19 protein-coding genes are annotated in these 18891 nt (G+C 41.5%); 13 read left to right on the top strand and 6 right to left on the bottom strand.

Annotation, left to right across the window (positions count from 1 at the left end):
- Window positions 1-16: 16 nt before the first annotated feature.
- On the top strand, window positions 17-1156 hold the full coding sequence (locus ACFN7Z_RS06960; RefSeq protein WP_130235099.1) for a phospholipase A: 1140 nt from the start codon (window positions 17-19) through the stop codon (window positions 1154-1156).
- Window positions 1157-1217: 61 nt separating this feature from the next.
- Here ACFN7Z_RS06960 and ACFN7Z_RS06965 read toward each other — a convergent pair whose 3' ends face one another.
- Both ACFN7Z_RS06965 and ACFN7Z_RS06970 read right to left on the bottom strand, forming a co-directional pair.
- Entirely contained in the window at window positions 1218-2567 is a 1350-nt protein-coding gene (locus ACFN7Z_RS06965; protein ID WP_130235098.1) for a TrkH family potassium uptake protein, read from the bottom strand.
- The gene (locus tag ACFN7Z_RS06970) at window positions 2564-3217 is read right to left on the bottom strand and encodes a potassium channel family protein (protein ID WP_395442657.1); all 654 of its coding nucleotides are present in this window, start codon (window positions 3215-3217) and stop codon (window positions 2564-2566) included. The genes ACFN7Z_RS06965 and ACFN7Z_RS06970 overlap by 4 nt, the downstream gene beginning before the upstream one ends.
- Before the next feature lie 150 nt (window positions 3218-3367).
- On the opposite strand from ACFN7Z_RS06970, the gene ACFN7Z_RS06975 reads away from it, so the two are divergent.
- Window positions 3368-3862, top strand: a complete 495-nt coding sequence (locus ACFN7Z_RS06975; protein WP_058951802.1) for a hypothetical protein — start codon at window positions 3368-3370, stop codon at window positions 3860-3862.
- 40 nt (window positions 3863-3902) lie between these two features.
- On the opposite strand, the gene ilvA is transcribed toward ACFN7Z_RS06975, so the two are convergent.
- On the bottom strand, window positions 3903-5441 hold the full coding sequence (gene ilvA / locus ACFN7Z_RS06980; protein ID WP_004696682.1) for a threonine ammonia-lyase, biosynthetic: 1539 nt from the start codon (window positions 5439-5441) through the stop codon (window positions 3903-3905).
- 107 nt (window positions 5442-5548) lie between these two features.
- Between ilvA and rpiA the strand changes: the two genes are divergently transcribed.
- From rpiA to ACFN7Z_RS07020, 8 genes are all read left to right on the top strand, one after another.
- Window positions 5549-6220 (top strand): ribose-5-phosphate isomerase RpiA, encoded by a 672-nt coding sequence (gene rpiA, locus ACFN7Z_RS06985; RefSeq protein WP_004696685.1) that lies wholly within the window; start codon window positions 5549-5551, stop codon window positions 6218-6220.
- A 128-nt stretch (window positions 6221-6348) separates the two neighbouring features.
- Window positions 6349-7032: a SprT family zinc-dependent metalloprotease gene (locus tag ACFN7Z_RS06990; RefSeq protein ID WP_130235097.1), complete on the top strand. Its 684-nt coding sequence runs from the start codon at window positions 6349-6351 to the stop codon at window positions 7030-7032.
- Window positions 7033-7291: 259 nt separating this feature from the next.
- On the top strand, window positions 7292-8326 hold the full coding sequence (locus tag ACFN7Z_RS06995) for a GGDEF domain-containing protein (protein WP_159151852.1): 1035 nt from the start codon (window positions 7292-7294) through the stop codon (window positions 8324-8326).
- A 107-nt stretch (window positions 8327-8433) separates the two neighbouring features.
- Complete coding sequence (gene argC / locus ACFN7Z_RS07000; protein WP_171457915.1) at window positions 8434-9489, top strand: N-acetyl-gamma-glutamyl-phosphate reductase; 1056 nt, start codon at window positions 8434-8436, stop codon at window positions 9487-9489.
- A gap of 79 nt (window positions 9490-9568) precedes the next feature.
- Window positions 9569-10315, top strand: a complete 747-nt coding sequence (locus ACFN7Z_RS07005; RefSeq protein ID WP_130235094.1) for a DUF6776 family protein — start codon at window positions 9569-9571, stop codon at window positions 10313-10315.
- A gap of 17 nt (window positions 10316-10332) precedes the next feature.
- The gene (gene clpS / locus ACFN7Z_RS07010; protein ID WP_004981811.1) at window positions 10333-10749 is read left to right on the top strand and encodes an ATP-dependent Clp protease adapter ClpS; all 417 of its coding nucleotides are present in this window, start codon (window positions 10333-10335) and stop codon (window positions 10747-10749) included.
- Window positions 10750-10759: 10 nt separating this feature from the next.
- Window positions 10760-13036: an ATP-dependent Clp protease ATP-binding subunit ClpA gene (gene clpA, locus ACFN7Z_RS07015; protein ID WP_058951805.1), complete on the top strand. Its 2277-nt coding sequence runs from the start codon at window positions 10760-10762 to the stop codon at window positions 13034-13036.
- An 88-nt stretch (window positions 13037-13124) separates the two neighbouring features.
- Window positions 13125-13478 (top strand): YnfA family protein, encoded by a 354-nt coding sequence (locus ACFN7Z_RS07020; protein ID WP_005401079.1) that lies wholly within the window; start codon window positions 13125-13127, stop codon window positions 13476-13478.
- Window positions 13479-13505: 27 nt separating this feature from the next.
- Here ACFN7Z_RS07020 and ACFN7Z_RS07025 read toward each other — a convergent pair whose 3' ends face one another.
- The 3 genes from ACFN7Z_RS07025 to ACFN7Z_RS07035 form a co-directional block, all read right to left on the bottom strand.
- Entirely contained in the window at window positions 13506-13979 is a 474-nt protein-coding gene (locus tag ACFN7Z_RS07025; protein WP_062033193.1) for a hypothetical protein, read from the bottom strand.
- A gap of 89 nt (window positions 13980-14068) precedes the next feature.
- The gene (gene argF / locus ACFN7Z_RS07030) at window positions 14069-14989 is read right to left on the bottom strand and encodes an ornithine carbamoyltransferase (protein WP_010326946.1); all 921 of its coding nucleotides are present in this window, start codon (window positions 14987-14989) and stop codon (window positions 14069-14071) included.
- A gap of 121 nt (window positions 14990-15110) precedes the next feature.
- Entirely contained in the window at window positions 15111-15761 is a 651-nt protein-coding gene (locus ACFN7Z_RS07035) for a TetR/AcrR family transcriptional regulator (RefSeq protein WP_005401081.1), read from the bottom strand.
- A gap of 246 nt (window positions 15762-16007) precedes the next feature.
- Between ACFN7Z_RS07035 and prpB the strand changes: the two genes are divergently transcribed.
- The 3 genes from prpB to ACFN7Z_RS07050 all read left to right on the top strand — a co-directional run bounded on the left by prpB (window position 16008) and on the right by ACFN7Z_RS07050 (window position 18683).
- A complete protein-coding gene (prpB, locus tag ACFN7Z_RS07040) occupies window positions 16008-16892 on the top strand; it encodes a methylisocitrate lyase (RefSeq protein ID WP_130235093.1) in 885 nt (294 codons plus the stop codon).
- Between the two features lie 2 nt (window positions 16893-16894).
- On the top strand, window positions 16895-18031 hold the full coding sequence (gene prpC / locus ACFN7Z_RS07045) for a 2-methylcitrate synthase (RefSeq protein WP_004696709.1): 1137 nt from the start codon (window positions 16895-16897) through the stop codon (window positions 18029-18031).
- A gap of 190 nt (window positions 18032-18221) precedes the next feature.
- Complete coding sequence (locus ACFN7Z_RS07050) at window positions 18222-18683, top strand: DUF2147 domain-containing protein (RefSeq protein WP_130235092.1); 462 nt, start codon at window positions 18222-18224, stop codon at window positions 18681-18683.
- Window positions 18684-18891: the final 208 nt, after the last annotated feature.

Here is an 18891-nt window from a genome sequence, read left to right on the forward strand (position 1 = left end):
ACAATAAGAGGGTCGTATGGCGTTCAAATCATTTGAGCGTTCAACTTTAGTACTGAGCATGACTGTGCTCAGTACTTTGGGTGTCGCTAAAACACATGCACAAATTTCCGAAGTACCTGCAGCTCCTGCAACAGCCGAGGCATGTGTTGCATTGGCATCGAATGCAGACCGTTTGGCTTGTTATGATGCATTATTTAAAATTCCTGAAGCAGTAAAGCCGCGCATTGTTTCTGAGCAACGTGCAGCTATGGAAATTGCGCCAGAACCCGAAAATATCACGGGGAAGATTACACAAAGTGTGAGCTCTGTTTTCGCTTCTGAAGGTCCTAAAATATCGCCAAATTTATCTTTAATGGATAGTCGTTGGGAGCTTTCACCCGAAAGTAAACTGGGGACTTGGAATATTCGTGCCTACCAACCTGTGTACTTAATGCCTGGTTTTTGGACAACGGATAAAAATGAATATCCACAAAGTCCAAATCCGACCAATACGGTGGATGAAGATCAGAACCTAAAGTCAATGGAAGCGAAATTCCAACTGTCTTTAAAAACCAAAGCTGTTGAAAACCTATTTGGGGACAATGGTGATGTTTGGTTGGGTTATACCCAGTCTTCTCGTTGGCAGCTTTATAATAGTGATGAATCACGTCCGTTCCGTGAAACGAACTATGAGCCTGAAGCCAGTTTGGTTTTCCGCACCAATTATGAATTGTTGGGTTTAAATGGTCGCTTACTGGGATTAACTTTCAACCATCAGTCTAATGGTCGTTCCGATCCGCTATCACGTAGTTGGAACCGTGTCATGTTGAATGTGGGTTTTGAAAGAGACAACTTTGCGCTCATGCTGCGCCCTTGGTACCGTCTAGACGAAGATGCAGGTGATGATAATAACCCTGATATTAAGGATTATGTCGGACGGGGTGACTTAACAGCATTCTACCGTTGGAATGAACATGATTTTTCACTCATGCTTCGCCATAGTTTAAAAGGTGGCGATGATTCACGTGGTGCTGCACAGTTTGACTGGGCTTTCCCTATTTCAGGGAAGTTGCGTGGCCATTTGCAGTTATTTGATGGTTATGGCGAAAGCTTAATTGATTATAACCACCGAGCGACCTACGTAGGCTTGGGCGTGTCCTTAATGAATTGGTACTAATTTAGAGACATAAAAAAACCACGTTTGATACGTGGTTTTTTTATGTCTAAGTTTTAGTGTTTTAACCAATTTGAATATCGGCAGTTGGGTGCTTTAGACGGCTCTTTTTCGGCGTCGCTATCAGGTAGGCCAGCGTTAAAGGGCCTAAACGACCTGCAAACATCAAGAGCATCAGGATAAATAAACTTGCAGGTTGAAGTTCACCGGTGATGCCACGTGACAAACCGACAGTACAAGCAGCGGAAATGGCTTCAAATAACAAATCCATAAACTGATGATTAGGTTCGATTAAAGATAAACTAAAGATGCCTAAGAAAATAAGTGCCGCGGTAATAGAGACAACAGCCATCGCCTTAAAAGAGGTTTTTTGAGAAACGGAGTGATTGAACACGCGAATTTCATCTTCACGTCTAAGGAAGCTAATCACGCTGAGTAAAACAATAATAAATGTACCTACTTTAATCCCGCCTGCGGTACTCATCGAGCCCCCACCAATGAACATCAGTAACATGGTCACGAGGGTCGAGGCATCTTTCATTTGTGCCAAATCGAGGCTGTTAAAACCCGATGAACGAGGCACGGTGGCATGGAACCATGCATTTAAAGCTTGGTCACCTAAGCTCATTGGCGCTAAAGTGAGGGGATTGTTCGATTCAATCGCCCATAAAAGAACAAAAGCAATCAGGTTCAAACCGGCAATGGTGGATAAAATCAGTTTGCTATTGGTACTTAAGCCTTTCCAACGTTTGCTGCGTTTAATGTCCATTAACACCACAAAACCTGTCCCACCAATGATGTATAGCATACTGATGGTAAAGGTAATGAGATACTGACCCGAGAAGCTCATTAGACTGTTGGGAAACAGTGAAAAGCCGCCATTGTTAAATGCGGATACACTATAAAAAGCCGCATAGAACAAAGCTTGATTGAAGTTGTAATCCTCTAACCATGCAATGGTCAAAATAACCGTGCCGATCGCTTCAAAAAATAAGGAATACAGCAGTACCCCTTTAATGGTGAAGGATACTTTGGATAAGCTGGTTTGACCAATGGTCTCTTGCGCCATGATTTGTTGCTTTAAACCCAGTTTAGTTGACAGACTCAGTGCGGCTAAAATTGCAAAAGTCATAAAGCCTAAGCCACCAATTTGAATCAGCAGCATAATGATGACTTTACCAGTTACGGTAAAAGTTTCACCGACATTCACCACAGACAGTCCAGTAATGGTGACTGCTGAGCTGGCGGTGAACAAAGAGTTAATCCAACTCAGTTCACCGTGGTGCGAAATGGGTAACTTTAATAATAGAGTCCCAATAATAATAAAGCTCAAAAAACCCAAAGCCAGCAGGCTGGGCGGGCTTAAATTAATGGTGCTGTTTTTTGGGGTTTGCCATTCTTTGACTTTTTTCATGATTTGAACCGTGCTGAAAGACGACGTAATGTTTCAACTAAACCTTCAACAACTAGAATATCACCCACTTGTAAAATTAAATTGGGATCAATGCTGTACAAAACGTCTTTGCCACGTTTATGGAGTAATGTTTTCACATCAGGTGCTTGATCCATCAATTGGTGGAAGCGAGTCCCTTGTAGTTTTTCATCAATTTCAATTTTGACAATATAGTGATTATCTTCAAGCGCCATATAGCGACTGACCATGGGGTAGCATAAAGACTGCGCAATCCGCACGCCCATGTCTTCTTCAGGGTGAATAATTTTACTAATCCCTAAATGGCTTAAAATCATATGGTGCGACTTTGATTTGGCTTTGACCCAAATTTTTTCAACCCCAATATTTTTGAGGTGCAGTACACACAAAATACTGGCTTCAATATTTTCACCAATTGCGACCACCACGGCATCGCAGTTTTTAATATTTAATTCATCGAGGACATGTTCATCTGTTGCGTCGGCGATGACAGCATGGGTCACCTGCTCAGAAATATTTTCAACATATTTTTTTTCACTATCGATACCAATGACATCATGTCCCAGTTCAATGAGTAGAGTTGCAACTGTGGCTCCAAAGCTTCCTAAACCAATCACTGCAAATTGTGCCATGTCATCTTTCCTTTAAATTTTTTTATACGTCGATTGTTAACGAATGTTGTGCCAAATTTCACAAGATGTCATCTTTATACAGACACGCTATTTTCGATCAACCGCGCTTTGCCTTATACCAATATATCACTCATCCAAAGGAGTATATAAATGCGGAAGACACTGTATGAATCCCTGAGGGTCGCGTTTCCAGAATTGAATGATACCGCAATTCCAGAAGAACAAGATGAGTTCGAGCACTTTGTACGTTGGTTGAATACCTATTATTCAAACATTCAAAAAATAGAACTCGATGATTTTAGACAAAATGGTATTGATGAATGCCATCGCCTCCAACAGCTAGGTATTGACTTAGACGAGCTGAAAAACCAAATCAATGATGACATGGCGTCTTTTTATCAAATGTATGACAGTGAGGCAGAAGAAACCTCAGACATGCATGGTTATGATTTTGAATTTAGTTTTGATGTTATTTTTAATCACATTAAAATTTTTATTGAGCCTTATGAACTCAGTTTACTGGTTATCGAGCGGGAAAACCCTTATTGGCTATTGGTACCGCATAATGATGAACTGATCGACAGGATTATTGTCACGTATAACCACACGTTTGGTGATGAAGAGCCGATGCAGCTCATAGAATAAAACCGCCTCGAAGGGCGGTTTTATGTATGTATTAAATCTTTTATTTTAAGAAACGTTGATAACCTAGGTTATTGGTAATTTCTTCATATGGATACGAAATACTTTCTAAAGTTTCAATCAAACCATCTGGGTTTTGTTTCGCATCACTTGCTTCTAAACCAACAAGGACACGACCTTCCGCCGCACCGTGGTTACGGTAGTGGAATAGGGTAATGTTATGCGTAGGGCCAAGGCGTTCGAGGAACATTAACAGTGCACCTGGGCGTTCAGGGAACTCAACACGGAACAAACGCTCATTTTCAAGGTCTGCATGACCACCAATTAGGTAGCGAATATGCAGTTTTGCTACTTCATCATCAGACAAGTCATCGACATCGAACTGAGTTTTCAGCGCTTCAAAAATATCGTGACGCTCTTTTTCACCGCCTTTTAAGCTAATCCCGACAAAGACTTGCGCTGCACTGGCATCACTCGCACGGTAGTTAAACTCGGTGATATTACGACCTTGTAGTGCTCGGCAGAAATTCAGGAATGAACCTTTTTTCTCTGGAATGGTCACAGCAAAAATAGCTTCTTTGCGTTCACCCAATTCGGTACGTTCTGCAATATAACGTAAACGGTCAAAGTTCATGTTTGCACCACATACAATTGAGACGATGTTTTGCCCAATTAGCTCGTGTGTTTCAACATACTTTTTAATCCCTGCCAAGGCCATCGCACCCGATGGTTCAACGATGCTACGACATTCATCATAGGTGTCTTTAATTGCGGCACAAATTTCATCGGTATTGACTAAAACTACTTCACGCTCAACGAGCGGGCCTGAGTTATCCGACTTTTGTAGTTGAATCACTTCAAATGGTTTTTCACCAATCTGTGCCACAGCCGTACCGTCGGCAAATAAGCCGACTTGAGGCAGTACTACACGTTCACCAGCTTCAAATGCGGCTTTTAAACAAGCAGATTCGTCATATTCAACAGGAATAACTTTGACATGTGGTGCAACATCGCCTAAGTAAGCTGCTACACCAGCAATTAAACCGCCTCCACCAACAGCAACGAAGACATAGTCGACATCGCGCCATTGACGCAAAATTTCATTGCCAATCGTGCCTTGACCTGCCATGACCAGTTCATCGTCATAGGGTGGAATAAAACTCATACCGTCTTCTGCAGCACGTTGAATTGCATATTTGTTGGCAACATCAAAAGAGTCGCCATGGAGAACTACTTCACCGCCTAAGCGTTTGACTGCCTGAACTTTAATATCTGGGGTGGTTTTCGGCATCACAATAATGGCACGAATCCCGAGTTTTTTACCTGACAGTGCTACGCCTTGGGCATGGTTGCCAGCAGATGCAGTAATCACGCCACGTTCAAGTTGAGCTCTAGGGAGTTGGCTAATGCGGTTATAGGCACCGCGCAGCTTAAATGAAAAGACTGGTTGTAAGTCTTCGCGCTTAAAACGAATGTTGTTATTGAGTTTCTCACTAATTCGAGGTGCCGCTTCGAGTGGAGTTTCGATTGCAACATCGTAGACTGTTGCTTGTAATATTTGTCGAACCAAACGAGACAGCATGTTAATTTCCCATTTAACAGTTTAAAATAGAGGATCATTGTAACAAACCCCTGTACATTTGGGCTGTAAAATCAGCAACAAATGTCAAAAAATAGTTGAGCCAAATTATGAGTCTGTATGCTACCCAAGACGAAAAAAAGCAAGCTGCTGCAAAAGCTGCCTTAAAGCACTTACCTAAAGGTGGCATTTTAGGGGTGGGTACAGGCAGCACCGTGAATTTCTTAATTGAGCTTTTGCCCGAGCTTCAGCTTGAGGCGGCTGTGGCAAGTTCAGAAGCAACGGCTGAGCGCTTAAAGAAATTAGGCATTGAAGTGGTTGATATGAACTCTGTCGGCGGTTTAGATGCCTATGTAGATGGTGCAGACGAAATTGACCGTCATATGCATATGATTAAAGGTGGTGGGGCTGCACTGACTCGCGAGAAAATTGTAGCTTCAATTGCGAGAAAATTTGTTTGTATCGTTGATGACTCTAAGTGGGTTGATCAATTGGGGCGTGACTTTCCACTTCCGATTGAAGTGATTCCAATGGCTCGTTCAGCTGTGGCACGTAAAATTGTAGCGCTCGGTGGTGATCCTGCTTACCGTGAAGGCGTGGTGACGGATAACGGTAACGTGATTTTAGACGTCTATAACCTGAACATCTTAAATGCGCTTGAGCTTGAAAAAACCATTAACGACATTCCAGGTGTGGTGTGTAATGGTATTTTTGCAATCAATAAAGCAGATGTGGCAGTTGTTGCAACAGACAGCGGTATTGAAGAACGTACCGCTGTCTAATTTTAAATCTCCTCAAACCTCTCTTTGAAAATAAGAGGCTAAAAGCAAAAGCATTTTTATCTTATGTTTTTCTCCCTCCTTTCAAAAAGGAGGGCTGGGGAGGATGATTCAATAAAAGAATAATATTAATGACCTTAGCAGACCTACCTGAAATTCAAATCACCCATCATGCACGTGCGACCCGCTTACGACTTCGTGTTGAACCGACTCAAATTCGTTTAACCGTGCCTAAATTTTGTAGCAAACGGCAAATTCAGGATTTTTTAAATCAATCTGAACAGTGGATGGTTGAAACTTGGCAGAAGCAGCAAGCCAGTCTGGTACAGATAGATCAAACCCTTCCCACAGAGTTATGGTTATTTAATCGCCAAAATGCTTTAACGGTGAGCTATAAAACACAAAAAAATGCATATATTTTGGATGAGGATAATCACCAGCTTTGGATCAGTGACCGTCAGCCCGAAAGTTATTTAAAATCTTTTGTAATTGCATATGCCAAACAGCACTTGCCTATTTATTTGCAACAGATTAGTCATGAAACTGGTTTAAAATTTGCACAATGTTCAATTCGACAGCCCAAGACCCGCTGGGGGAGTTGTAGTGCCAAACATGACATCATGCTTAACAGTGCTTTAGTGTTGTTTCCTGAAGCCATTACCCGTTATGTCTGTGTGCATGAACTCGCACATACGCAACATTTTGATCATAGCGCACGTTTTTGGGCGGAAGTTGCTAAATATGATGCCGCTTTTCAACAGCATCGAAAAACCTTAAAAACAACCGCATTGCCGTATTGGTGGGCAAGCGTTTAAAGTTAATTTTACGTGCAAAATTTAAAAATAATTTCTTCTGACCGATTGAGCGTTAGTCAAAAAATGCTCTAAACTTCATGATCTAAGGTAAACATTCCTCAATTTCAGTTCAAAGACCTCAAATGTGAATTTTACAGATATCCACTATTTTATATTAATCGTTCCAGCTTGCCTGATTTTAATGGGAAGCTTACTTTTAATATGTCATTTTGCTTTTAGAGCTCCCTCATATTTATTATGGCTCGGGCTTGGATATATTGTGCCTTCGTTTTCTGTGGCGGCACAAAGTTTTATGTCGAATAAGCAGTTGGCTTTGTCGGCACCCATTTTAGGCAGTATGTATTTGTTTGGTGCATGGGCCAGCGCTTATGCCATGGGCTTAAGAAAGAATGCCAATGCACGTCCATATTGGTGTCTTGCCTTGGCCGTGATGGCTTTACTTTCACTCAGTTATTATTCCTACGTAGATGATCAACTGTGGATCAGAATGCTGATTCTGAACATTTCAATTGCATTAGTTGAGTCTTTGGTTTTGTTTTCAATGTTTAAACATTATCAAGGGATTGATTTGCTCAATAAAATAGTCGACTTTTCCTACTTGTTTATTGTGCTGTATACCTTTGTTCGCGGAATCATTATTTTTCTCTTTTTAAGAAATATTGAAGCAGACATGCTGGCAAATTCAGTTTGGTGGCTGATGATGCTTGCTGCGAGCATTATCTTAAGTATGTGGTTTGCAATAGTGCTGCTCGGAACCTTGGTACGCGATATTATCCATCAACTCAATGATGAGCGGCTAAGAGATCCGCTAACACATTTATTCAATCGACGTGGCTTTAACGAAGCCGCTAAACGAAAGTTGCATCAGCTCTCTAAACAGTCTTATTTCTTGCTCATGTGTGATATTGACCATTTTAAGAAAATTAATGACACCTATGGGCATTTGGTGGGTGATCAAATTTTACAACAAGTCGGTGAAATTATTGGGCAAAACGTCCGTGCCCATGACTTGGTAGGGCGTTTTGGCGGAGAGGAGTTCATTGTCTTATTGCAAATTGATGACCCAGCGCTGGCTTATAATATTGCCAATCGTATTCGTTTAGGTATTGCCGATGCACGATTATCCTCAAAAAAAATTGCCGTGACAGCAAGTTTTGGACTGGCTACAGTACATCATTCCAACTTAAAATATGCCATACAAGCTGCCGATCAATTGTTATATCAGGCGAAACATTCGGGACGAAATCAGATTGGTTTTGAGCCTGCACAGAGTATATTGGATGTGTCTCATTAGGTGTCGATAGCACTAAAAACGCATAAATTCCAAGTAAAACAGTTTAGAAAGCAGAAACTTCCTGTCATACTAGGCAGTTACGAAATGGACAGTTTAAGTTTGAGGTAATACACGTGATTTCAGTTGGTATTGTCGGCGGTACAGGTTATACAGGCGTTGAATTGTTGCGTCTTTTACTACGACACCCAAATGTGCAAGTAAGCGTATTAACATCGCGTACAGAAGACGGTCGCCGTGTAGATGATATGTTCCCAAGCCTACGTGGACATACCGAACTTAAATATTCAGATTTGAATATCGATGAACTGAAAAAATGTGATGTGGTGTTCTTTGCGACACCGCATGGCGTTGCCATGAAACATGCCGAAGAATTGGTGGCTGCCAATACCAAAGTGATTGACCTTGCCGCAGACTTCCGTTTACAAGACTTAGAGCAGTTTGAAAAATGGTATGGCATGCAACATGCGTGTCCTGAACTGTTGAAAGACTCAGTTTATGGTTTGTCAGAATTAAACCGTGAGCAGATTAAACAAGCCAATGTCATTGGTAACCCTGGTTGTTATCCAACAACAGTACAACTGGGTTTAGCGCCATTATTTAAGCAAAACGACACATTAGTTAAACCTGAGAGTATTATTATTGATGCAAAATCGGGTGTGTCTGGTGCAGGCCGTAAAGCCAGCCTTGGGATGATCTATTCTGAAAATGCAGATAATTTCAAAGCTTATGGCGTTGCAGGTCACCGTCATCATCCTGAAATTGTGGAAGCGTTGGAAAATATTTCAGGCTTAAAAGAGGTGTTTAACTACATTTTATTTGTCCCACATTTGGTACCAATGATTCGTGGCATGCTTAGCACGATTTATGTGGACTTAACCGATGCGGGTGAAGCTGCTGATGTGCAAAGTTTATATGAACAGTTTTATGCCAATGAAGCTTTTGTCGATGTGATGCCTGCGGGAAGCTCACCAGAGACACGTTCTGTGCGGGGTGCAAATCAACTACGTATTGCGCTGTATAAACCGCAACCGAAAAAGTTGGTGGTCATTTCTGTACAAGACAATTTGGTTAAAGGAGCAGCAGGTCAGGCCGTTCAAAACATGAACTTAATGTTTGGATTTGCTGAAACTGCGGGCCTAGATGGAATTGGTTTATTACCATAAAAAACGTTTTAAAACTTCACACACATTTAGATTTCGATTTAAATGTGTGTTTTGAATTGAATCAAAATAAGAGATGACGATGCCGAACACTGACACAAATATGACGTCACAACAGCCTGAACCTGCAAAGCCGTTTTTACAGACCAATAAGCCCTTGGCAATTGGTGCTGCAATATTGATGGTTGCAAGTGGGGTATTGGGCTATACCGTCGGACATCGTCAGGGTTTAACGGTGGTAGGTTTTGATGCAGATGCTGAGCAACTGGTCGAAGTGGTACAAAAGCAAAAGACCAGTCTGGATGCTTTAAATAAAAACTACAATGCTGCTGTTCAAGAGCGTGATGTTGCTGTGACCAATTCAAATGAGCTGTATTTGTCATTGCAAAAAGCTTTGGATCAACAAGCGCAATCTGAAAACACAGCTGTGATTTACCGTGAGGTTTTGCGTCAACGCGGTGGTATTCCACTGGCTGTGCAGCATATTGCGATTAAACCTTTGCCTGAGAATGCATTTGAATATCAACTCGACTTGGTTCAAGTTAGTCCATCTAAACGTGCAGCTTCAGGTACCGTTGAACTCCGACTCATTCGTGGTACAGAGGTTTTAGTTGTGCCTCTTGAAGACAAAAACTTTAACTTTGAAAACTATGAGCGTTTAACAGGGCGTTGGACGATGCCTAAAGGCTTTACGCCACAGTTTATCGAAGTCCGTTTAACAGGTAGCACACCAGTGACACGACGCTTTAGTTGGTCACGTGGTGAAGCCGTAGAAAGTCAATCTGCATTTGTCTCTGAAATCCCTCAGGCTGAGGCAAATGCACAATAATTGTGAATTGTAAGTTTATGGGTATCTCTAAGCGTTCAACGTGTTTAAATGAAATCAAGCAGTCTTTTCATGAATCTGGCTATGTCGACTGGCATATCAGCCCGCGCTTGAGCAATGATGAACCGCATGAAGAAGAAAATGGGGATGTCGCTGTCCAAACCGCGCCACCAGAACTTAAGCGTCCTCCACTCTATGCTGTCGTTTTAATGAACGATGACTACACCCCAATGGACTTTGTTATTGAAATTTTACAACAATACTTTGCTTTGAATCTTGACCAAGCCACTCAAGTAATGCTAACTGTACATTATGAAGGAAAAGGTGTTGCAGGCGTTTACCCGAGAGACATCGCGGAAACAAAAGCAAACCAAGTCAATAATTACGCTCGGTCTCAAGGTCATCCTTTACTTTGTCAGATTGAGCCGAAAGATTAAGGGGGGTTCCATGCTCAGTCGTCAATTAGAAGTATCCTTACGTTTGGCTGTTAGTATGGCTCGACAAAAGAGACATGAATTCCTAACCGTTGAACATTTATTATTGGCTTTACTCGATAATGATTCGGCCGTAAATGCATTGAAAGCCTGTGGTGCAGATATTATTGTGCTTCGCAAAGAGCTTGAAGAATATGTAGAGCAGCACACCCCTAAGCTGGGCGAAAACAGTGATCAAGCCCCGCATCCAACCGAAAGTTTTGACCGTATCTTACAACGTGCAATTTTTCATGTGCAATCAAGCGGTGGTGATCGGACGGTTGAAGGCGCAGACATTTTAGTGGCGATGTACTCTGAGCGTGATTCTTTTGCAGTTTACCTCTTAAAACGTCATCAAATTAATCGTTTAACACTGACACAATACTTGGCCCACGGCACACGTAAAGACGAAGTGCAAGTGGAAGAGGAAATTGAAGATCTTGATGGTGAATCTGCTAGTTCAAGCAACGCAGGCCCTTTAGAGCTGTATACAACCAACTTAAATGTTGAGGCACAAAAGGGTAAAACAGATCCTTTAATTGGTCGTGAAAAAGAAATTGAGCGTGCAGCACAAATTCTATGCCGTCGCCGTAAAAATAACCCGTTATTGGTCGGTGATCCTGGCGTCGGTAAAACATCGATTGCTGAAGGTTTAGCTTGGCTCATTGTTAATGGTAAAGCACCGAAACCATTGGCAAATGCTGAAGTGTATAGCTTGGATATTGGTGCTTTGGTGGCAGGAACCAAATACCGTGGTGACTTTGAAAAACGTTTAAAACAGCTTTTGAACGCGTTGAAAAAGAAACCAGAAGCAGTTTTGTTTATTGACGAAATCCACATGATTATTGGTGCAGGCTCAAGTATGGGTAGCACGATGGATGCGTCAAACTTGATTAAACCCGCTTTGGCCAATGGTTCATTGCGCTGCATCGGTTCAACCACATTCCAAGAATACCGCCAAGTCTTTGAAAAAGATCATGCATTGTCACGCCGTTTCCAAAAAATTGATGTCAATGAGCCATCTATTTCAGAAACGATTGATATTCTACGTGGTTTGAAGAGCAAGTTTGAAGATTTCCATCATGTTAAATATGATGACAAAGCTTTAATTTCTGCAGTTGAGCTGTCTGCGAAGTTCATTAATGATCGTTTCTTGCCAGATAAAGCCATTGATGTCATTGATGAAGCAGGGGCACAACGTCGTCTGAAAGCTGAACAAGATGACACCTTGATTACCGTGGAAAATATTGAAGATATCGTGTCGAAAATTGCACGTATTCCACCAAAAACTGTGTCTAAAGATGACAAGACCGTTCTTGAAAATCTTGAACGTGATTTAAAACGTGTGGTCTTTGGTCAAGATGAAGCCATTGAAGCTTTAGGCTCAGCAATTAAGCTGTCGCGTGCAGGCTTAAAATCACCAGATAAGCCTGTGGGTAGTTTTGTTTTTGCAGGCCCAACTGGGGTAGGTAAAACAGAAGTCACTAAGCAGCTTGCGAAATTACTGGGTGTTGAGCTGGTTCGCTTTGATATGTCAGAGTATATGGAGCGCCATGCAGTTTCACGTTTGATTGGTGCGCCTCCAGGTTATGTCGGCTTTGACCAAGGTGGTCTGTTGACCGATGCGATTCATAAAAATCCGCACTGTGTATTATTGCTAGATGAGATTGAAAAAGCGCATCCAGACGTATTCAACTTATTGCTACAAATCATGGATCATGGTTCATTGACCGATAACAATGGTCGTAAATCAGACTTCCGTAATGTGGTGTTGGTCTTGACCACAAATATTGGCGCAGAAAGTATTTCTCGCGTGAGTATTGGCTTCATGGATCAAGACAACAGTAATGATAACCAAGATGCGATGAAGAAAGCGTTTTCTCCAGAGTTCCGTAACCGTTTAGACAGCGTGATTCAGTTTAAAGCTTTACCAACGACAGTAATTGAAAATGTGGTGGATAAGTTCTTAACTGAACTACAAGCGCAACTGGATGAGAAAAAAGTCATTCTAGAAGTGGATCAAAGTGCGCGTGAGTGGATGGCTGAAAATGGCTATGACCGTTTAATGGGCGCTCGCCCAATGCAACGACTCATCCAAGAGCATTTGAAAAAACCACTGGCTGAAATGATTCTATTTGGTGAGCTTGCAGAACATGGTGGTAATGTTGCGGTCTCTGTGAAGAACGAAAATGGTAAAGCGGTGGGTCTAAAACTTGAAGTTTTTGAAGACCAAACGGCTGAGCCTGCTTAAAGATTGCTACATAATTTAAAACCCGTGTTCGCACGGGTTTTTTATTGAAAAAAGTATTTAACAGTTAGAAGTAATAAAAGTAGGTTGCATGGATATTCAATTGACGAAAGTTTTAAGTACATTTGTACTGTTTTTGGTAACCGCTGTGATGGAAATATTAGGCTGTTATTTCCCTTATTTGATTTTAAATCAGGGAAGAAGTCATTGGTTGTGGATTCCTACAGCCTTAGCGCTAGGTGCTTTTGTGTGGTTGTTGACTTTACATCCGGCTGCGTCAGGACGTATTTATGCCGCTTATGGCGGAATTTATATTTTTACCGCATTGCTATGGTTGCGTTATGTCGATCAAGTTTATTTATCCCGTTGGGACATAATGGGTGGGGCAGTGGTGTTGATTGGTGCGGCCATGATTATCTTACAACCGCAAGGATTGGTTCGCTAAAGTAGAGAACCAATCGCTAAAAAGATACTATTTGATACCACAATCTTTTTGCTTTAATTCTAAATCGTAGCTATTTTTCTCAGAACTGAGCTGTAATTTTACAATGTAGGGATTATGGCGTTGATATTGATGCTCGAAGAAAATATTGCAGTTTTGCACAACATTTTTTTTAATCGCTTTTTGAACTTCTTTCGTACCTAAATCCTGTTCAAACTGCGCGAAGTCAGGGGTAATGATCAAGCCTTTAAGCTCGGTACGGTCTGCATATAGATTAAATTGTTCAATGATAGTGTTGTTATCAATTTCAATTGGGAGGGTTCTAGAGTCTTCTGCAGTTAATACAGTTAATATTTCATTCAACGTTTCTGGTTGCTTAATTTTAAAATTTTGATCAATAATTTGTTTGGACTGTAAGTAGTCATCAAATTCTGAGGCTTGAACCTGAAAAAAAGTAGAGCTTAGAATTGTAGCAAGGCACAGGCCAGTTTTTTTGAAATGCATGGAAAGTGTCGCTTATAAAAATTATGTTCCGATTATAGCTTTGCCCGTATAAAAAAGCACCCTTAGGTGCTTTTCGTTGGAAAAATTAATTAATCTTTCTTAGTGTTTTCATTGATTAAAAACTCAACTAATGCTTTTTGTGCATGTAAGCGGTTTTCAGCTTCATCCCAAACCACTGCATTTTTATGGTCGAGCATCTTTTCAGAAATTTCTTCGCCGCGATGCGCAGGTAAACAATGCATAAATAAACAATCAGGATGAGCCAGATCCATAAGACGTTCATTCACTTGATAGTCTGCAAAAGCAGCTTCACGAATTTTTTGCTCTTCTTCTTGGCCCATGCTTGCCCATACATCGGTCACGATAAGGTCTGCGTTTACGGCAGCATCTTCAGCTGAGTTAACCAGTTCTGCACAATGTGCAAATTCACTTAAAAATTCTGCTTTGGGTTCATAACCTTTCGGCGCAGCAATTTTTAACTTGAAGCCCCACATATGTGCAGCTTCAATATATGAATTACACATATTGTTGCCATCACCAATCCAGGCTACCGTTTTGCCAGCAATGGGGCCACGGTGTTCAACAAAAGTTTGAACATCTGCAAGTAGTTGGCAAGGGTGGTGATCATCAGTCAAGGCATTAATCACAGGAACTTTTGAATAAGAGGCAAAACGTTCAACAATGTCATGTCCAAAAGTACGGATCATCACAATATCCAACATGCTTGAAATTACACGTGCTGAATCTTCAATCGGTTCACCACGACCCAATTGGGTGTCTCGTGGTGAGAGGAAAATTGCACTGCCACCAAACTGGCTCATGCCTGCTTCGAACGATACACGGGTACGGGTGCTCGATTTTTCAAAAATCATACCCATGACTTTACCAACAAACGGTTGGAATACTTCGCTGTTGTGCTGTTTACGCTTTAGTTCGATACCGCGTTGCACAACTTGGTTCAGTTCTAAAGTAGATAAATCGCGTAAGGTAAGAAAGTGACGTAGAGCCATTGTTACTCCACAATAATTGCTGAAAACCGAAATAGGTACAGAACAACAATTAGTTGTTGGTTGGTGAAAAGAAAAAAGAGAGTCGATTAATATACTATATGCAAAGGAAATTGCAAAAAAACTAGACTTTTTGATGACCTGCTAAGAAACGATCTACGCAATAATGAACATATTCTAGATTTTCTTGTTCATTTTCTTCAACATAGATGTTCATGAGTACTCGCCACTCTAATTCACGCACAATGCCAAAAAAAAGCTGGGCAGAATAATTCGGGTGTTCACAACGAATAATGCCTATTTCATCTGCTTTGGTTAAAACACAAGCCACGGCATCTTCAATATGTTTAGGTCCTTGTTTGTGAATATGGAAGGCCAACTGCGGATTACGTTGTACTTGTTCCATAATGAGTCTTAAAAAAGAGGCATTTTCTGGAAGCACAAGGTGTGTTTGAATATTTAAAATGGTTTGTATTAAATAAACGCGCAAATTGTCCTTAGTAAAATCAAAAGGCATACAAATATCTTTAAAAAACAGCTCACGACGGTAGTCGCAAATTGCTGTAAAAAGACCGTCTTTATTTCCAAAATATTTGTAAATCGATGCTTTTGAACCACCCGCATGATTAACAATATCATCAAGTGAAACTGCATCGTAGCCATGTTGCAAAAACAACTCGTTTGCACTTAATAAAAATGCAAGACAGCGTTCATGACCTCGTTTTGTGTGAGGTATGTCACGTGTAAGGGGTTCTAGTTGAACTGAGTCGTGCATATAACTAACAACAGCCTAATAAATGTGGATCTCTAGTTGCTATCATAGCAAAAATATGCACACATTGTTGTTTTGGGGCTTATCTGTTTACCACTAAACCCCAATGCATGGAAGAAAATTACACAATAAAAACGTGAACCATGGGACTAAAGTTTTAGAGTGATCATTCTAAAATGTCATAGTCAATTCAGTCATTATGGCTATACTCAAAACTCGAAAATTAAAGTAAATGCCGTGGAAAGGACGATGACAGAACAAAGATCTGCAGGCTTAAGATTTAGACAAGCACTGGAAGTGGAAAAACCATTACAAATTATCGGTACAGTCAATGCTTATGCAGCAATGATGGCGAAACATGTGGGCTACAAGGCCATCTACCTTTCGGGTGCTGGTGTAGCCAACTACTCTTATGGATTGCCTGACTTAGGCATGACCAGTCTGGATAATGTTTTGGAAGATGTACGTCGCATTACCGAACGTGTAGACACTCCGTTACTGGTCGATATTGACACCGGTTGGGGTGGGGCATTTAACATTGCGCGTAGTGTTAAACAAATGATTGCTGCAGGCGCAGCCGCAGTTCACATCGAAGATCAAGTGGCACAAAAACGTTGTGGCCACCGTCCAAATAAAGAAATCGTCACCCAACAAGAAATGGTCGACCGCGTAAAAGCCGCAGTTGATGCCAAAACCGATGCAAACTTTGTGGTGATGGCACGTACCGATGCCCTACAAAAAGAAGGCCTACAAGCGGTAATTGACCGTGCCTGTGCCTGTGTAGAAGCCGGTGCTGATGCGATCTTTGCTGAAGCAATGACTGACATTACCATGTACAAAACCGTCTGTGATGCAGTCGGTGTTCCAGTACTGGCCAACATTACCGAATTTGGCGATACCCCATACTACACCAAAGAACAACTGGCAGAACAAGGCATCTCGATGGTGCTGTATCCACTGTCACCGACCCGTGCCATGCAAAAGGCAGCACTGGAAGTCATGCATGCCATTCGCAATGACGGCAGCCAAGTCAACGTCCTCGACAAAATGCAACAGCGCAAAGAACTCTACGAATTTCTCGATTACCACACCTTTGAAAACACATTAGACAAGCTGTTTAAACAGGAGAATTAAAAATGGCTGAAGGAAAAGTCCTCACAGGCGCAGGATTGCGCGGACAAGTCGCAGGAAAGACAGCACTATCAACCGTAGGCAAAAGCGGAGCAGGTTTGACCTACCGTGGTTATGACGTCCAAGACCTCGCTGAAAACTGCCAGTTTGAAGAAGTGGCCTACCTGATCTTCTTTGGTGAACTACCAACAGCAGCACAGCTCACCGCCTATAAAGCTAAACTCAAATCACTACGCCAACTGCCACAAGCACTCAAAGAAGTACTTGAGCGTATCCCAGCAGATTCACACCCAATGGATGTGATGCGCACGGGCGTATCAATGCTGGGCAACCTCGAAACAGAACAATCTTTTGCAGAACAACAAGATGTTGCAGACCGCATTCTCGCAACCCTTCCAGCAATCATTTGCTATTGGTACCGCTTTAGCCATGATGGCGTACGCATTGAAGAAAACACCGATGACGATTCAATCGGTGCTCAATTCCTACACCTACTACGTGGTGAAAAACCAAATGAACTGCATGAACAAGTGATGAATGTCTCACTGATCCTCTATGCAGAGCATGAATTCAACGCATCGACTTTCACCGCACGTGTATGCGCATCTACTTTATCCGATATGCATTCATGCATCACCGGTGCGATTGGCTCACTACGTGGTCCATTACATGGTGGAGCAAACGAAGCAGCGATGGAAATGATTGAAAACTGGACGTCACCTGAAGAAGCTGAGCGAGAAATGCTGGGCAAATTGGAACGTAAAGAAAAGATCATGGGCTTTGGTCATGCAATCTACAAAGACAATGACCCACGTAATGGCATCATTAAAATCTGGTCAGAGCGCTTAGCGAAAGATGTCGGTGACACGGTCCTGTATCCAGTTTCAGTACGTTGTGAAGAAGTGATGTGGCGTGAGAAGAAATTATTCTGTAACGCAGACTTCTTCCATGCATCGGCATACCACTTCATGGATATTGCGACCAAGTTATTCACCCCAATCTTCGTGATGAGCCGTGTGACAGGTTGGGCAGCACATGTGATGGAACAACGTGCGGACAACCGTATTATTCGTCCAAGTGCGGACTATACGGGGCCTGAGCTGCGTAAAGTAGTGCCAATTGAAGAACGTTCAGCGGCTTAATATATGAAGCTCTGATACATTATTAAAAAAAGCCTCTTCGGAGGCTTTTTTTATATGCAATTTTTTGTTGATTTTTCTCACGGGTTAATTCATATAAATATTTAATTTTAATGAAATAATCGGTAAACAAAAGAATAAAGTTGCTATAATATCGACCGTTTATTTCTTCATTTTTATTGTAATTTACTTTATGAAACATAAGTTTTTGTGTACATCAGCACTGTTTTTGGGGGTGTCTCATTCTGCTTTCGCCATGCCATTTGACCCACTTATTGGAACATGGAAAGTGATTGATGATCGGACGGGGTATTATATTTCAGATATTGTGATTCGTAAGAATTCTAAAACATCACAATATAGCGCAGTGGTGACCAAGTACTATCCTTTGGCTGGAGCGCCTGTGAGTGATGTATGTAGTAAGTGTCAGGGTGGGCTTAAGGATAAACCGATTTTTGGTATGCAAGTGCTGAATGGCTTAATGGGTGATGCAACAGGTCAAAAATTCGCAAAAGGCCAATGGCTGAATCCTCAAGATGGCCGTGTGTATAATATCAATACTGCGCAGTTAAATGCTGGTAAAGATCAGATGAAGGTACAAGCCACAGCAAAAGATGCGAAAGGTTTGAGCAACATGACATGGAAAAAGCTTTAAGTTTTTTGCTTGTATCGATAAAGCCATCGCACGGTCATAATGCGGTGGCTTTTTTATGGATAAAAAAGCTGGAAGGGTATTTTCTAGACTTGTTGAATCCGTATAAAAAGGAAAAATCATCTTTCGGAGTGCGTGGTCAAAGAAAATGTAGTCTATTTAATCGATGAGATGTACGTCATGACAGAGAGAGGATTAAGATTTAATTAAT

The sequence above is a fragment of the Acinetobacter sp. P1332 genome (assembly GCF_044057475.1).
Taxonomy (GTDB): domain Bacteria; phylum Pseudomonadota; class Gammaproteobacteria; order Pseudomonadales; family Moraxellaceae; genus Acinetobacter; species Acinetobacter johnsonii.